Source organism: Streptomyces sp. NPDC029138 (assembly GCF_055564375.1).
On the sequence record NZ_JBVHWM010000005.1, the window covers coordinates 247,638 to 263,258 of the forward strand.

Genomic DNA, 15,621 nt, shown 5'->3' on the forward strand with positions numbered 1-15,621 from the left:
TCGTTCGGAACCTCGCGCCGCCTGTCACGGCCGGAGGTACCCTGACCTCACCGAGAGCTTTTCGGGCGCACGACCACGGCGGCGCCGTTCCCGGCGAGTGACAGACGCGGGCAGCCGCAAGCCGCCCGGAACAGGATCGCACGATGGACGCCATCGCACAGTCCGCCGAAGCCACGTCACGAGATGACGCACATGACGGATCGACCTACCGGATGCCCTTGCCCCGGCTGAGCCTGACGCCCGACGTCAGCCACGGCCCGCTGGACGGCGCCTGGTGGCCACGGTGCGACGCGCTGGAGCTGGAGCTGCCCACGCTGGTCGGCTCACTGGACCCGGGTGTCGGCACCGTCACCCGCGTCACCGTGGACACCGCCTCCTGGCCCGATGCCCCGCAGACCATGACGGCGCCCGGCCATGTGATCGAGGTGGTCCGCACCGACCTCGCGGCCGAGGGCCACGCCATCAGCGTGGACTGCGGCACGGTGGGGCGCTGGGAGCTGCTGGTGATTCCACCCGACGAGCCGGCCGGAGTGGCCACCCGGTTGCTGACGGCCGCCGCCGACCCCGAGAACCCGCTGCCGGCGCAGCGCATGCTGGCACTCGCCGAGGAAGAACTCGCCGGAGAGGCCGCATGGGAGGCGGAAGGAGGACACGGACTCAGGTGAGGGCCCGACGCCTGTCGGGCCCATGTGACCGGTCGGCTGGTCCGGCCGTCGACGTCCCCGGTGGAACGATGGCGCGAGCAAACCCTTGGCCGTCCCGCCCACCGCAGCCGGTTCAAGCGGATCATGGCGGTGAGCGGATGATGTCTGCACGGCCTGCGGACCGCTCCGAGAGCTTCGGGGAAGCGCTGCTGGGAGCGGTTCTCGATCGCGCGCACGAGCTTCCTCCCCATCTCATCGGGCCGCTGGTCGCCGACGTGGTGGAGCGGCTGGGCGGCCGCCGTCCGCAGGTGCTGTTGCAGGACTACGGCCAGTTGCTGCTCGTGCCACTGTCCGGCGAGGGCCTCACCACCGGCGAACCGCAGATGATCGACGACTCCGAGGCGGGCCGCTGCTTTCTCGACGCCGTCCTCGTCGAGGTGCCCGAGGACGACCGCGTACAGGTTTATCTGCCGCTGCTGGACGGCGGCGACCAGGTGGGCGTCATGGCAGTGACGCTCGACAGCATCGATGACGACGACCGCCGCCTGCTGCTGAGGCTCTCCGGCCTGGTGGCCGACCTGCTGGTGACCAAGCACGGCTACTCCGACCTGTTCTTCGGCGTGCGACGCCGCGAACCGATGAGCGTCGCCGCGGAGATCCAGTGGTCCCTGCTGCCACCACTGGCGATGATCATGCCCCGGGTGGCGGTGGCCGGCATCCTGGAACCCGCCTACGACGTCGCGGGTGACAGCTTTGACTACGCCCTCAATGAGGACATCCTCCACGTGGTCATGATCGACGCGATGGGTCACGGACTGGACGCGGCCACGATGGCCACCGTGGCCATCGGCGCTTACCGCCACGCCCGCCGCCTCGGCATCGGGCTGTCGGCGACCTACGACTTCATGGACCACGCCGTGGCGAAGCAGTTCGGCCCCGAACACTTCGTCACCGCGCAGATGATGCGGCTGGACACCACGACCGGACACGTGCAGTTCGTCAATGCCGGTCACCCGCCGCCGATCCTCGTCCGCGACCACCGCGTCGCGGAGCGCCTGATCGCCCCGACGACCCTGCCGGTCGGCCTGGGCGGCCCGAAGCCACCGGTCAGCGAGCTGAGGCTGGACCACGGGGACCGGGTCCTGTGCTTCACCGACGGACTTGTCGAGGAGCACGAGAGAGGCGGGGAGGAGTTCGGGGAGGAACAGCTGATCGACTGTGTGAACCAGCTGGAGAAGACCGGACGCGGGATCCGGGCGGTGACGCGCTCCCTGTCCCACACGCTCAAGCGGTGTCGGGGCGGGCGCACCACGGACGACGCGACGCTGCTCATGGTGGAGTGGCGCGGCTGACGTCCCCACGGTCGTCCGGCCCCGGGCGCTGTCGCCCGGCCCCGGACCGGCCTCCCACGCACGAACCCTCAGCCCGCGGGGCCCCGTCCGCTCCCGGTGTCGATGAGGATCTGTTCCGCCTGACTGATGTTGTCCGCCCGGACGGCCTGGGCCATCGCGGCGCGGGCGGCCTCCGGTGCCGCGCCGGGCGGGACCACCAGCAGCGAGAAGATGTCCTGGTCGCCCCGGGTGACCAGGACCGTGTCGTCACCGACCGGGAACGAGTCGATGTGCACCACCCGGTCGTCCACGACGATCCGTGTCGGAAGACCTTCCCAGGCCGCGGTGTCCAGCCCCACGCGGGTCACGGGTCCGAGGTGTTCGATGAGGGCGCTCAGCAGCGCGGGCAGCTCGGCCCCGATATCGCGCGAGCGCGGCCACCACGCACCGTCGAGCACACCTTCGCGCGACTCCGTGGTCTCCAGCCGCAGCAGAGCGCACCCCGGCCGCACGGCCTCGTGGACACCGCTGGGCAGACACCGGGAAACAGGGGGTGTAGGGGAGCCGGTCATGAGGACCACCCGTCTTCGGGGAGCCGGTGCGAAAACGGCACCCGCCTCGCAACTGCCACGCTACTCCTGCTGCCACCCCCGCCTGTCAGCCCACCCCGTCCAGCATCTCCATGATCTCGTCGCAGTACAGCTGGAACGCCCGCTGTTCCACCGGCGTGACCACGGACATCCGGTTGTGGACCATGGGGTTGCGGACCTTTGCCAGGAGGGAGAAGCGTTCGTTCCAGTAGTTCTTGTCCTTCTTGAGGAGGCGGCCGAAGAGGTCCCAGTGGGAGGCCATCAGGTCGTACAGGTCCCGCGGGTAGGTGAAGTCCAGGATGCGGGTGGAGCCCTGTGCGCCGAAGGCCCGCAGTTCCCGTGCTCGCAGCTCCTCGCAGTGGTCCAGCATGGGGACCAGCTTGGGGCGGACCCTGCGCAGCTCGGTCGGCCAGTCGGTGCCGTATCTGTCCTCGAAGACGGACTCGACCAGGTCGCGGATGCGCCGCTCCACGGCCATCCAGTTGTCCCAGTGGCCCAGCTTGCGTCCGATGAGCGTGAGGTACTGCTGGAAGTGGTCGGAGAAGGCCCGGTACGACCCTTCTCGCACCCTGACCAGCCCCTGCTGGAGCAGGACCTGCGCGTCGTCCGGGGTCACGACGAGTTGCGGGCCGAGGACGACCTCCAGGAGGGCGCGGAGCCGGCCGTCCGCGCGCAGCAGTTCCTCCAGGTCCCGGTAGTAGTACTGGAACTCCGCGGGCAGGGTCTGCGCCAGCACCTCGATCTCGTCCAGGAGGCGTACGGGGCCGCCCCGGACGGCGCCGCACACCCGGTCCAGCAGCACGCTGGCCAGATAGGGGTGGCCACCGGTCAGCTCGGCCAGGCGCGCGACGGCCGCGTCCGGGCCCTCGTCCGGTGCGAGGCCCGGCACCCGGGCGGCGAGCGCGCCGAGTTCGTCGGCGTCGAAGCAGGTCAGGAACAGGGAGCGGAAGATCCCGGCGAAGGTGGACTCGTCGGGGTCGGCCATGTCGACGATCTCCCTCAGTTCCCGCCGGGAGGTGGTGACCAGGCCGATGTTCCAGTCCAGGTTGTACGCGATCTCCCGCAGCGCCTGGAACGTGCCCGGCTGGGACTTGAACACGTCACGGGCCGCGTCGAACTCGTCCAGGATCAGGACGACCCGCCACCCGCGCCGCCGTACCAGCCGAAGGAACTCCTGGGTCTCGCTCTGCGCCTGGGCCCAGGGGAGGCCGGGCTCCACGGCCCTCTCGTACGCCTCCTCGGTGCGCCGGTCGTTCCCGTCCGACCGCTCGGTCAGCAGTTCCCAGACGTCGTCGGAGAGCCTGCGGAACACCTGCTGGATGCCGGCCTGGGTCCGTACGTTCATCCAGACCGGCAGGAGCCGGGGACATGTCTCCCGGGCCTCGGGGCGCATGAACACGTGGTAGGCCAGGCTGGACTTGCCGATCCGCGGCGGGCCGATGATGGCGGTGGCGCCGGCGGTCGACTGGGAGAGGACCCGCTCCTGAAGGATCTCCATGGGGCTGGTCCGGCCCACGTGACTGTCCCCGTGGACGGGATGGCCGACGGTGGCGAAGGGATTGCCGGGAGTCCCGGCCGTCAGGTCTGCCATGGGCCCTACGCCTTCCTGTGCCAGAGCCATTCCGCGAACAGCCCCACCTTGATCCGGTAGCGGTCCTCGGACTCGCGGACGATCACGTCGCGGCGCAGCAGGTCCTCGATGACCCGTGGGCCCTCCGGCAGTTCGCGGGCCTTGCGGCCGTCCAGGTGGAGGTCGCGGCGGTGACCCGACAGGCTGCCCTTGAGCACCCCCAGCACGGTCTCGTCCGACAGGTCGCTGACGTCCGCGTCACCCGGGGTGAGCAGGTTGTCGAACTGCTCCTGGAGCAGCGCCCTGTCCCCGCTGACCAGCGCCGCCGCCACGTTGTCCACGTCGGCGGGTCCGATCAGCGGCTGGCGTTCGGCGTTCATGTGGTGGACGAGCCGGTTGCAGAACAGCTGGATGTAGTAGGGGCTGCGGGCGGTCAGTTCGATGACGCGCTGGACGGAGTCGCCGCGATAGCGGCTCTCCCGGTTCTCCAGGGCGATCGGTTCGGTGATCAGTGCCTTGGCGGGCCCCTCGTCCAGGTAGGACACCGGCTCCTGCCGGGCCACCTGGAACTCGTTGGGGAACGCCTTGAGGAAGCGCGGCATCAGGTCGTTGCCGACGACCACGCTGCTGAACAGCTTGCTCTCCAGCATGGCCTTCCACGACTTCATGAACTCCCTTGGCAGATCGCCGCGTTCGATGGCGCCGTAGAGCACGGTGAACTCGTCGAGCAGCAGCACCATCCGCCAGTTGCGGTAGGCGTCGCTCCGGTGCATCCGCCGCAGGATGTCCCGCATGTAGTCGTCGAAGTGGATCTCCGGGGAGCCGCTGTCGATGAACTCCCGCAGCACCGGCCGGGAGAGGTCCAGTCCCGGCAGCCCTTCGTCCTCCAGCTCCTCCAGGCGGCGGAAGAACGCGTTGGAGATCTTGTACAGCAGGTTGGCGTGGGTGAGGTTGGTGGCGAGTTCGCCCATGCTGAACTTGGCCGCGAGCACCGGGGGTTTGAGCGCGCGTTGCAGATGGTGCAGGACCGACGACTTGCCGACGCGCTTCTGGCCGTAGATCACCACGCACTTGGCGTCGGCCCGCTCCAGGGAGTCCACGAGTATCTGGATCAGCTGTCCGCGGCCGTAGAACATCTCCTCGTCCTCGACGGGAGCGCCCTCGGCGTAGGGGTTGCGGATCGGCTTCCAGTCCTGGGAGTCGTTCAGCCGCAGCGGCAACGTGCGCGGCTCGGTGACGATGCGCCGGTCGGAGCGCACCATGAACTCCAGGCTGTAGTGCAGCGTGAGCACCTGCTCGGCTATGGCCCGCGGCGTCACCACCAGCGGGAGCGTGCAGGTCTCGGTCTGCTCGTCGCGCAGGCTGTGGGCGACCGGTATCGGCTCGGCCACCGGCTGGTAGTCGTCCGCGTTGTCCAGCACGCGCAGCATCACGTCGACGGCCGGGCTGCGCCGGGGCAGGTTCTTGACGCTGAGCTGGACGTGGATGGTGGACGCCGCGCTGGGGGCGTAGCTGGACAGCACCTTGGTCACTTCGAGGTCCGTCGGCTCGGCGGCCCGCTGGACGTCCCGGAAGTGACCGGCGAGCGCCCGGTCCAGCTTGGTCAGCAGCGGTACCAGGTACTCCAGGCTCAGCCGGGTCGGATACGTCTCGATGGTGGCGACCAGCTCCCGCACGGCGGTGCGGATCTTGGACTCCAGCCGCTCCTGCTCCAGGTACGAGGGCTGCTCCAGGTAACCGTGGATGTCCGCCAGGGTGGTGGCCACCTTCTTGAGGCGGTCGATGTCGAGCGGTGTGGTGGGCGCGAGGTCCCTCGCCCGCTCCAGCAGCTGCTGGTCCTCGGCCAGGGCGCCCAGCGGCTCGCTGCGGTTCAGGGGCAGCTGGAGCGACTGGCGCTGCGCGTCCAGCTCCTGGCGCAGCTTGCGCAGGGCCTGCTGCCACCGCTCCGCGTAGACGTCGTGCACGCTGGACGACTTGTCCTCGTCCAGGTAGTCGCAGAGCTGTCCGAGCAGGATGTCCCTGATGTGGGCCACGCGGAAGGTGCGCGAGACGATCTCCCGCCGCACCCGGTCCGAGCCACTGGCCATCAGGCTGAGCAGGCCGAAGGTCAGGGGCCGGTGCAGGCTCTCGTCCTCCAGCACCCATTGCAGGCACTTCTCGAACGTCGGGCGGGACAGCGGCTGCGGCGAGTCCGGGTCGAGGTACGACAGGACGAACTGCTTGACCTTCAGCTCCCCCATGTCGTCCCACCCGCCCAGCGCGACCGCTTCGGCGTAGTAGGTGCGCGTGACGTCCCCGTGCCGGCGCTCGGCCGTGCACAGGTCGCCCATGGCCGCCCCGAAGCTCCGCAGGGACTTGAGGAAGCGGTCGTCCTCGGACTGGTTGAGGTCCCGCAGGATGCGGGCCGCCGACAGGTTGTAGGCCGCGCGGTCCGCGGACCTGCGCGACCCCAGCGTGCGGATGAGTTCGTCCAGCTCCTGCACGTCCCGCTCGCTGAGGGTGCCCTCCTGCACCCGGGCCGGGTTGACGCCGGCGTACTCGCAGCGGTCCAGGTGCAGCAGGAGGATGGGGCTGATGGAGCCGGGCTGCTCCGGCTTCCAGTCGCTCTTGGCGAGCAGCTGGTCGATCTTGTCCCAGATGCCTGAGCGTTCGGCCTTCTCCACCTCCTCCCACAGGCTGCGGAACTCAGGGTTGCGCGGGCCGTGGTTGAGCAGGCGCTGCGCCGCGCCCTTCGCCCGCTCGGCGTCCCGGAGCCTGCGGTACAGCACGATCAGACGCTTGAGCAGACCGGTCCGGGTCTGCTTGGAGTGCTCCCGCTTGAGCAGGTCCTCCAGCAGCCGAGCGGCCTCGTCCCAGTTGCCCGTGTCGCTCAGGATCGTGATGATCATGTTCTGGTGCGGCAGGGTGTCCTGGACGACGACGCCCGGGTCGCGCAGCAGCTCCAGCGCCTCGCCGCTGCGCTTGTAGCGGTGCAGCCCCCAGGCGAGGCTGCGCCGGGCCCGCTCGTTGTTCGGGTCCTCCGTCAGGGCCTGGCGGTACAGCTGCTCGGCCTTGGGCCAGTCCTTCTCCTGGGTGTCGGCGTGCTGCGCCCGCGCGTAGGCCGAGCGGTGGCTCCGGACCGGCTGGGCCTGGGCCGTGCGCCTGGACGCCGGGCCGGCCAGGGTCCGCGCCGCCTTCTCCCGCTGGGCGGTCTCGGTGATCTCCAGCAGTTCGGCGTGGCCGGGATGGCTCGCCAGGGCGTTCTGCGCGATCTTCAGCGCGGCGTCGAGGTTGCCCTGGTTGAGCTGGTTGCGCGCCGCCGCCACATGGAGCTGGGGCTCTTTCGGACCGGGCCCGGGCCGGCCGGCCGGGGGCCGGCGCCCGGCGGTGTGGGCCACGGCCGCGGCCGGAGCGGGCGCGGGTCCGCCGGGGGCCGGGCGCAGGGGGTGCGCCTGAGGGGCGGCGGGAGCGGCGGGGACTCGCGCCGTCTGCGGTGGGACGAGAGGGAGTGCGTCCGTGCCCGGCTGGAGGGCTTCCACGACCTGGCGGAGATCATCGGGCGTCGGTGCCGGCGCGGACAGCAACGGCTCCAGCGGTGCCGCCCGCTCCGGGGACAGCCGGGACAGGAGATACAGACCGGCGCGGGTGGCCACCCACCGCTGCCCCGGGCTCTCCTGCTCCGCCGCGCCGAGCGCCGAGGCCGCCGCGTCGGCGTCACCCTCCTGAAGCACCAGGGCGAGGAACAGCCGCAGCAGCAGGTCGTCGCTGTGGTCGGCGGGGCTGTGCCTCAGCCCCTCGCCGAGGGCCTCGATCGCCTCCCGGACACGGCCGTTGCTCATCCGCAGCACGGCCAGGTCCCAGACGTACCGGTTACCGCAGTACACGGCCTCCGCCATCCACGCCTCGGCCTGGCGCCGGGCCGCCTCCGTGTCGATGCGCTCCAGGAGCAGCAGGGCGGCGAGGTGGAACGCCGGTGGGTAGTCGCACGCGTCGGCGGCGGTCACCAGGTCGCGTAACGCCCCCGGCACGCGCGACGGTTCACCTAACTTCCGGGCGGAGTCCAGGCGGTTCTTGGCCCGGTTGATGTGCCCCTCGATCTCCTTGGCCTCGGTGTACCCCAGCTCGAACTCGGGGTCGAGGCCGAACGCCGGGGTGGTCAGCCGGGCTTGACCGATGTCCATCGCGAACTCGCCCGCCAGCACGTCCCAGGCGGCGGACAGCACCACGGGCGCCGGAGGCGGTGGCGGGCTCGGCGGTGCGGGCGGATCCGGCGCGACGGGTCCGGCGCTGCCCGGCGCGGCCGGGCTCATGGCTTCCACCTGCTCGATCGCGGTGGCGCGCAGCAGAGTGGGTCCCTTTTCGGTGACGAGCACCAGGCTGTCGGCTCCGACCGCCTCCAGACGCCCCCGAGCGGACCGTCCCCCGGAAAGATAGACCACGACATCCGTACCCACGGGGTACCACTGCTGGATCATCCCCAAGTCCACGTGAGCACCATAGCCCAGCTCACACCTGGAGGAACCAGGAAAAACAGCGAAGGATCCGCCCGCGCACGGGATGGTTTCCCGACGGCCCGTGACACGCCGATCCGCCTCACGCAGAAGGGGGACCGAGGCGTACATAGGTCGGCGGATCAGGTGTCGGCACCCCTCCTGGGACGACGTGCCGGCACGGGCTCTGCGGAGGGCCGGGCCGGAGCACGTCGGGCGGCCGTGGCCAGTGCCAGCGTCACGCAGGCCGAGCCCGCCGCCATCGCGGTCATCGCCACGGCCGGCGAGGAGAACTGGGCCACCGCGCCGGCCAGTGCCGCGCTCACGCCCTGGAAGGTCAGCATGCCGGCCGAGTGCAGTCCCAGAGCCTGGCCGGCCAGGTCGCCGGGGGTCAGGCTCATCAGCCGCTCCTGCTGGACCAGGCTCGCGCCGAAACCGGCGGAGGCCACGGTCACGCAGACCACCGCGACCGGTACCGGCGGGCGCGCGAAGAACGCCAGGTACGGCGTCGCGAGCAGCAACAGGAGCGGGGTGGCCAGCCGGCGCCGGACCGCAGGCCGCAGCAGACGGCCCACCGTCACGTCCCCGGCGAACATGCCGAGGGCCCCACAGGCGAACAGCGTGCCTGCCGCCTGCGGGGCGTACGACACGTAGAGGGACTCGCAGCCGACGACCATGCCGTTGGGCAGCCACAGGCCCAGGTAGGTGAGGCGGCGCGGGCGGGACGACCACAGCTCGGCGTTGGCGCGCCAGGTCGCCGACGGCGAGGGACGGCCCGTGGCCCGGGGCGGACGGGCGCTCAGGCCGAGGCGCAGGACGAGCGCGGCTGTCAGGTACAGGGCCGCCGCCAGCAGCAGACAGGCCCGTGGGGAGAGGGTGGCGAGCAGGGCGCCGCCGGTGGCGAACCCGGCGATCTGCATGAGCCCGCTCATCATGTTGAACAGCGAACGCCCCGGCAGATAGCCGTCCTCGGCGAGGATCTCGTTCAGCAGCCCCCAGCGGACCCCGCCGCCGAGGGACGCGACCAGACCCAGGACCAGGACGACGGTGAAGAGCGCGCCGACGGGCAGACCGGGCAGCGCCTGTACCGCCGTACCGGCGGCGAAGGTCAGTGAGATGGCGGCGAGGGTGGTGCGCGGGGGCAGCCGGTCGGCACCGGAGAGCAGGACGGTCGCGCCGAGCACCTGGGCCAGCGAGGGGCCGAACATGCTCAGCGCCGACAGGAGCGGGGAGCCGGTCGCCCGGTACACGAGCGTGCCGAGGGCGAGGCCTCCGACGGTGCCGGCGGCGTTCTGGGCGGCGGCGCCGAGGAAGAGCGGGGTGAACTCCGGGGTGCGGAACAGGGATCGGTAGCTGGGCATGTCCCGGAGTCTCGGGCGGGCCGCAGCGGGCTCGTTAGTGTTTCGCCGTCGTGCGAAAGGTCCGTACGCGTACGAGGAGGGGCTCGTGGGGTGGTGGCAGCTCAACGCGGACACCCTGGCCCGGAGCCGGTTCGTCATCTCGCCGCTCGCCGAGACCTTCGCCGGGCTGAAGCTGCTGCACGTCGGGCGAGGGACGCATCCTGGTGAGCACACCTGGCTGGGCACGCACCTGTCCGCCTACCGGGCCCGGCTCGCGGCCGACCCGGTGACGGCCCGGCTGGTGGCGGCCGGGCTGGGGCGGGAGTGGATCGCCGACTTCCTCACGCCCACGCCCCGTGACGGCGAGAGCTTCCCGGACGGGATCGCCCGGGTCCGCGCCACCCCACCGGCGGACGCTCGCGCGCATCTGCGTCTCTCCCTCGCCGGACCGCTGCCCGCCGACCTGGACCGGGACGACCTGCCCGAGCGGGCGGCCGTACTGCTGAAGTGGGTGTGGGAGGAGACCGTACGACCGTACTGGGAGCGGCGCCGGAGGGTGCTGGAGGCGGATGTGGTCGCGCGGACCGCGCAGGTGAGCCAGGGCGGCTGGGCGAGCGTGCTGGACTCCCTGCGGCCGGGCGGGACACGGTGGCTCGGCGACAACCGGTTCCAGGTCAACCTGCACGAGTATCCGCCCCGTGAGATCTCCGGCGCCGAGCTGGTGTTCGTACCGGTGACCGCACAGCGCATGGGCTGGGCCGCCTGGGAGGACCGTGAGCGGTACGCAGTGGTCTATCCCTGTGCCGGTGTCCTGGCCGGGGACGGCGACCGGGTGGTGTCCGCCGGTCTGAGCGCGCTGATCGGGCCGGGCCGCGCCGCGGTGCTCGTGCTCCTCGGCTCCCCGATGAGCACCACACAGCTGACCGCCGTGACCGGACAGGGACTGGGCTCGGTGGGCCGGCATCTGAAGGTGCTCCGGGAGGCGGGGCTGGTGGCGCGGCGGCGGGCCGGGCGGTCGGTGCTGTACCTGCGGACGGCGGCCGGTGACGCGCTGGTCGAGGCGGGCAAGGGGGCCGGTGACGTGAGGGCCGGTGACTCCTGGGCGGGGCCGGGCGAGGAAGCCGGTGACGTCTGATGCCCTGGCAAGGCGGGGCGAAGGAGCCGGTGACGCAGGGTCCGCTGATGTCCTGGGCGAGGCCGGGCAGGGGGGCGTGGTCCGGCGGGGCTAGCATCCGGGCATGACGACTACTGAGCACAGCGGCTCCCCGCTGGACGTCGAGATCGGGGCCCTCCAGGGTGGCTCCGCGGATCTGTCGCAGTTCGCGGGCAAGGCCGTCCTCATCGTGAACGTGGCCTCCAAGTGCGGCCTGACCCCGCAGTACACCGGGCTGGAGAAGCTCCAGGAGCGGTACGCCGAGCAGGGCTTCACCGTGCTGGGCGTGCCCTGCAACCAGTTCCTCGGGCAGGAGCCCGGCACCGCCGAGGAGATCGCGGAGTTCTGCTCGGCGACGTACGGCGTGACCTTCCCGCTGACCGAGAAGGTGGAGGTGAACGGGGCGGGCCGGCACCCGCTGTACGAGCGGCTCGTGGGCTTCGCCGACGCCGAGGGGCACAGCGGCGACATCCGCTGGAACTTCGAGAAGTTCCTGATCGGCCGGGACGGCCGGATCGTCGCGCGGTTCTCGCCGCAGACCGAGCCGGAGTCGGCCGAGGTCGTCTCCGCGATCGAGGCCCAGCTCGGCTGAGCACCGCTCGGGCCTCGGATGGCCCGGACAAGGCGGTGAGCCCTCTCGGCAAGGACGGCGACTGGTCGAGAGGGCTCTCCTGATGGTGCTTGTGCAGTTGTTGTCCGGGTCAGGGTCAGGGAGAACCCCTCACGCCTTGACCGAGGCCACGAAGGCGTTCCACGCGTCGGCGGGGAAGGCCAGGATCGGACCCTCGGGCGTCTTGGAGTCGCGGACGGCGAGTTCGGCGGCGGTGGGCGACTTGACCTCGACGCAAGCGCCGTTGCCCGCGGAATAGGAGGACTTCATCCACGTCTCCGAAGCGCCCTGAATCAGTGCCATGTCCACTCCTGTTGCGAGTTGCGGTAGTGCGGTTCACGCCAACCATGTCGTCTGATTGGCGTGATCGACGCTACCGGGCAACTGCTCCCCGCGGAGGAGCCGTTCACTCGACCGGATGGCATATTCCAGGTGAGCCTTCCATTGGAGTGGACCGGCGGTGTACGATCCCGCGCCCGGCGCGATCCCGGATCAGTCGGCGTACAGTTTCGCCACATCTGCGATGAATTTCCGGGACGCCTCCACATTGAGGGACTGCGCCCGCAGATGCTCGTACATCACGGCGTACTTCTGCACGTCCTGCGCCTTCTCCAGGTACAGGTCGCTGGTCACGCCCTCCAGGTACACCACACTGGAGTCGGCCGCGTCGGCGAACTCCAGGATCGCGTACTGACCATTGAGCCCCGGATGCGCGCCCACGTCGAAGGGCAACACCTGCACGGTGACGTGCGGCAGCTGCGACATCTCGATCAGGTGCTCCAGCTGCTCCCGCATCACCAGCCGGCTGCCCACGACCCGCTTCAGCGCGGCCTCGTCCAGCACCACCCACAGCCGGAGCGGGTTGTTCTGGGCGGTGATACGTTCCTGTCGGCGCATCCGCACCTGGACACGCTTCTCGATCTCGGTGCTCGACGTCTCCGGCAACGCGCCCTGCACCAGCGCCTCGGCGTAGGCCCGGGTCTGCAACAGCCCGGTCACCAACTGGGGTTCGTACACCCGCAGCGACTCGGCGTCGGTCTCCAGACCGATGTACACGCTGTACGGGATGTCCCCGAACGTGTGCCACCAGCCCTGCTGTCTGGAATCCCGGGCCATCTCCATCAGCGAATCGACGATCCGCTGGTCCTCGACCTCGTACACCCCGCACAGATCGCGCACGTCACGCTGGCTGATGCTTCGCCGGCCGTTCTCCAGCCGGCTGATCTTCGACTGCGACACGAGCAGCCGCTCCGCCACCTCTTCGGCCGTCATGCCCTTGAGCTCGCGAAGCCTGCGCAGCTCCTGGCCCAGCCGGCGCCGCCTGACGGTGGGATTGACATTGGACGCCACGGGACGTGCACCTCCGGCTGCCTGCCTGTTGCCTAACACTTTGCGTATCTGCTGTTGAGCAGACTGCCACCAAGGTGCTTTCTACCGCTGGGAAACCGCGGATATGCGGCCGGGGACGCAGTCGAGCGGGGCGGCGAGACCATGGTGATCTCACCGCCCCGCTCGGACCAGCGGCTCCCGAACCGGGTCTGTGGGGACCGGGGTTACGGCTCAGTGGGCCACGGCGCGCGCCATGGACCCGCGATGCGGCTGCATCGGAACCCCGCGAGCGGGTTCCGCCGCGGCCCTGGCGCCGGGCGCGGCCGGCCGCCCGGCCGAGGCCGGGCCGCGGCGCGGCTGGGCGGCCGCGCCGTTCTGCACGTCCATGACGGCGTGCGCGACGAGCCCGCCCATGGGGTCGTGCCGGATCAGATCCCGCAACCGGGACCGGGACGACCGGCCCTCGTTCCCGGGATACAGATGCTTGCCGAGCCCGACGGCGTGCGCCAGGGCGGCGAGCGCCGCGGTCCGCGGGTCCGGCGGCACGCCGGTGCGGATCGCGGAGTCCAGCCGGGCACGGATCTCCCGGCTGATGTCGTTGTCCGTCGCCTGGTAGCGAGTCGTCGGCAGCACCCCGCACATCTGACCCGGTACGGCGGCGACCATGCCGCACCGCTCCAGATGCGAGAGGTAGGTCTGCCTGAGCCCCAGCCGGGGCCCGCCGATCCAATGGACCGCACGCACGGGAGCGCCACGCCTTCGCAGCAACTCCAACGCGCAGTCCAGAGTCGGATCTCCTGTCGGCCGTGGCACCACCACGGCGATACGATCCCCGTCTGGGGCTATCCGTCCGGCCAGCGCCAGCTCCACTAGCTGTGCACCGGCCAGACCGAGGTCGAGCGACTGCGGCTGCGCAGTGGTACCCGTGGCCGGGTCCAGTGCCAGCAGCAGAAGCTCTTCCGGAAGTGTTCTGCGGCTCCTGCCCATCCATGCCTCCCCGCGTGGATGAATGACAGGGTGACCCCTCTCACATTGGTCTGTCGAGGGTGCGTGACCGGTTCGTGAGGGAACCGGCAGGTATGTCGTTCTCGTCTACCGCAGGGGCCAAGCCCTCACACAGGACACTGGTACATGGTTCGGACAGGGCGCGCGCGTAGGCGTGCGGCGCATGGAGGAGGCATCGGTGGCGGGCGAGTCCCCCGACAGGTCGAAGCAGCGCGAGTCGTCGGCGGAACCGACGTCGGGGAGCGCGGGTTCGGTTCCCGAGGCACGCGATCCGCGTCTCGCGGTGTCCCGCGAACGGGAGTCCTCGGGCGGCGACACGGCGACGAAGGTCCTGACGGTACGACCCGAAACCCCGACCGCGCGCAAGCAGTCGGCCGACCCCGAGGACACGGCCCTGCAAGCGGCGGTCTCCACCTGGGTACGCGAGCCGAGCCCGAACGCACCCGCGAACCCCGGGAAGACCGCCGACACCGGGGACGAGCCGGAGAAGACCCCGAAGACGAAGGCTGAGGCCACGTCCGAGACGGAGCGCTCCGCTGACGCGAGGGACGAGGCGGACGGCTCCGCTGAGGCGAGGGACGAGGCGGACGGCTCCGCTGACGCGACGGACGAGGCGGAGGCTCCGTCCGGCGTGGGCGCGGGCGCGGAGGCTCCTGAGGCCGAGGCTCCGTCCGGCGCGGACGCGGAGGCTCCGGAGGCCGAGGACGCGTCTGACGCGAAGACGGAGGCCGAGGGGCCGTCTGACGCGGGCGCGGGCGCTGAGACCGCGACTGAGGGCTCTGCTGACGCGAAGACAGAGGCTGAGACCTCGTCCGGGGAGAACCCGAAGAACGAGGGCTCGTCCGAGGCGGAGGGCACGTCTGACGCGGGTGCCGGGGCTGACGCCCTGTCTGACGCGGGTGCCAGGGCTGACGCCCCGTCTGGCGCGGGCGCGGAGGCCGAGGTGGCGGAGGCCGACGGCGCTGAGTCGGACGAGGACGCGAAGGCCGACGCGCGCACGAAGGACGAGGCGGAGGCCAAGGCGGACGCGGACTCCAAGGCCGACGCGAAGGGCGAGCCGCAGGCCAAGGCGGACGCGGGCGCCAAGGCCAACACCGAGGGCGACGCGAAGGACGAGGCGGACGCGAAGGCTGACGCGAACGTCCAGGCCGACGCCAAGCGCGACGCGGACGCGAAGGCTGGCGCCAAGGACCGGGTGGACACCACGACGGGCGCGGACGCCAAGGCCGGTGCCGGCGCCAAGACCGGTGCCGGCGCCAAGACCAGCGCGGACGCCAAGCGCGACGCCGACGCGAAAGCTGACGCCAACGACCGGGCGGACACCACGACGGGCGCGGACGCCAAGGCCGGTGCCGGCGCCAAGACCGGTGCCGGCGCCAAGACCAGCGCGGACGCCAAGCGCGACGCGGACGCGAAAGCTGACGCTAAGGACCAGGCGGGTGCCACGACCGGCGCGGACGCCATGGCCCGTGCTGGCGCCAAAACCAGCGCGGACGCCAAGCGCGACGCGGACGCGAAAGCTGACGCTAAGGACCAGGCGGGTGCCACGACCGGCGCGGACGCCATGGCCCGTGCTGGAC

The 15,621-nt window shown here is 71.1% G+C and carries 11 protein-coding genes and 1 pseudogene; 5 read left to right on the top strand and 7 right to left on the bottom strand.

Annotation, left to right across the window (positions count from 1 at the left end):
* The first annotated feature begins 143 nt into the window (after positions 1–143).
* Both ACZ4WH_RS08140 and ACZ4WH_RS08145 read left to right on the top strand, forming a co-directional pair.
* Entirely contained in the window at positions 144–665 is a 522-nt protein-coding gene (locus ACZ4WH_RS08140) for a DUF5994 family protein (RefSeq protein WP_468177800.1), read from the top strand.
* 140 nt (positions 666–805) lie between these two features.
* A complete protein-coding gene (locus ACZ4WH_RS08145; RefSeq protein WP_468177802.1) occupies positions 806–1,996 on the top strand; it encodes a PP2C family protein-serine/threonine phosphatase in 1,191 nt (396 codons plus the stop codon).
* Between the two features lie 68 nt (positions 1,997–2,064).
* Here ACZ4WH_RS08145 and ACZ4WH_RS08150 read toward each other — a convergent pair whose 3' ends face one another.
* The 4 genes from ACZ4WH_RS08150 to ACZ4WH_RS08165 form a co-directional block, all read right to left on the bottom strand.
* Positions 2,065–2,547, bottom strand: a complete 483-nt coding sequence (locus ACZ4WH_RS08150) for a DUF5994 family protein (protein ID WP_468177804.1) — start codon at positions 2,545–2,547, stop codon at positions 2,065–2,067.
* A gap of 85 nt (positions 2,548–2,632) precedes the next feature.
* A complete protein-coding gene (locus tag ACZ4WH_RS08155; protein WP_468177806.1) occupies positions 2,633–4,156 on the bottom strand; it encodes an ATP-binding protein in 1,524 nt (507 codons plus the stop codon).
* A 5-nt stretch (positions 4,157–4,161) separates the two neighbouring features.
* Positions 4,162–8,601, bottom strand: a complete 4,440-nt coding sequence (locus ACZ4WH_RS08160) for an nSTAND1 domain-containing NTPase (RefSeq protein WP_468177808.1) — start codon at positions 8,599–8,601, stop codon at positions 4,162–4,164.
* 146 nt (positions 8,602–8,747) lie between these two features.
* Entirely contained in the window at positions 8,748–9,965 is a 1,218-nt protein-coding gene (locus ACZ4WH_RS08165; RefSeq protein ID WP_468177810.1) for an MFS transporter, read from the bottom strand.
* A gap of 85 nt (positions 9,966–10,050) precedes the next feature.
* Between ACZ4WH_RS08165 and ACZ4WH_RS08170 the strand changes: the two genes are divergently transcribed.
* Both ACZ4WH_RS08170 and ACZ4WH_RS08175 read left to right on the top strand, forming a co-directional pair.
* Entirely contained in the window at positions 10,051–11,079 is a 1,029-nt protein-coding gene (locus ACZ4WH_RS08170) for an ArsR/SmtB family transcription factor (protein WP_468177812.1), read from the top strand.
* 103 nt (positions 11,080–11,182) lie between these two features.
* Entirely contained in the window at positions 11,183–11,689 is a 507-nt protein-coding gene (locus tag ACZ4WH_RS08175; RefSeq protein ID WP_468177814.1) for a glutathione peroxidase, read from the top strand.
* 129 nt (positions 11,690–11,818) lie between these two features.
* Here the strand turns inward: ACZ4WH_RS08175 and ACZ4WH_RS08180 are convergent, their stop codons facing one another.
* From ACZ4WH_RS08180 to ACZ4WH_RS08190, 3 genes are all read right to left on the bottom strand, one after another.
* The gene (locus tag ACZ4WH_RS08180; protein WP_356340786.1) at positions 11,819–12,010 is read right to left on the bottom strand and encodes a DUF397 domain-containing protein; all 192 of its coding nucleotides are present in this window, start codon (positions 12,008–12,010) and stop codon (positions 11,819–11,821) included.
* 189 nt (positions 12,011–12,199) lie between these two features.
* Positions 12,200–13,057 carry a helix-turn-helix domain-containing protein gene (locus tag ACZ4WH_RS08185; RefSeq protein WP_468177816.1) on the bottom strand — a complete coding sequence of 286 codons (858 nt, stop codon included), beginning with the start codon at positions 13,055–13,057 and terminating at the stop codon, positions 12,200–12,202.
* A gap of 210 nt (positions 13,058–13,267) precedes the next feature.
* On the bottom strand, positions 13,268–14,023 hold the full coding sequence (locus tag ACZ4WH_RS08190) for a GOLPH3/VPS74 family protein (RefSeq protein ID WP_468177818.1): 756 nt from the start codon (positions 14,021–14,023) through the stop codon (positions 13,268–13,270).
* 181 nt (positions 14,024–14,204) lie between these two features.
* Here ACZ4WH_RS08190 and ACZ4WH_RS08195 point away from each other — a divergent pair.
* Positions 14,205–15,621, top strand: a pseudogene (locus ACZ4WH_RS08195) (hypothetical protein); the annotation flags it as partial.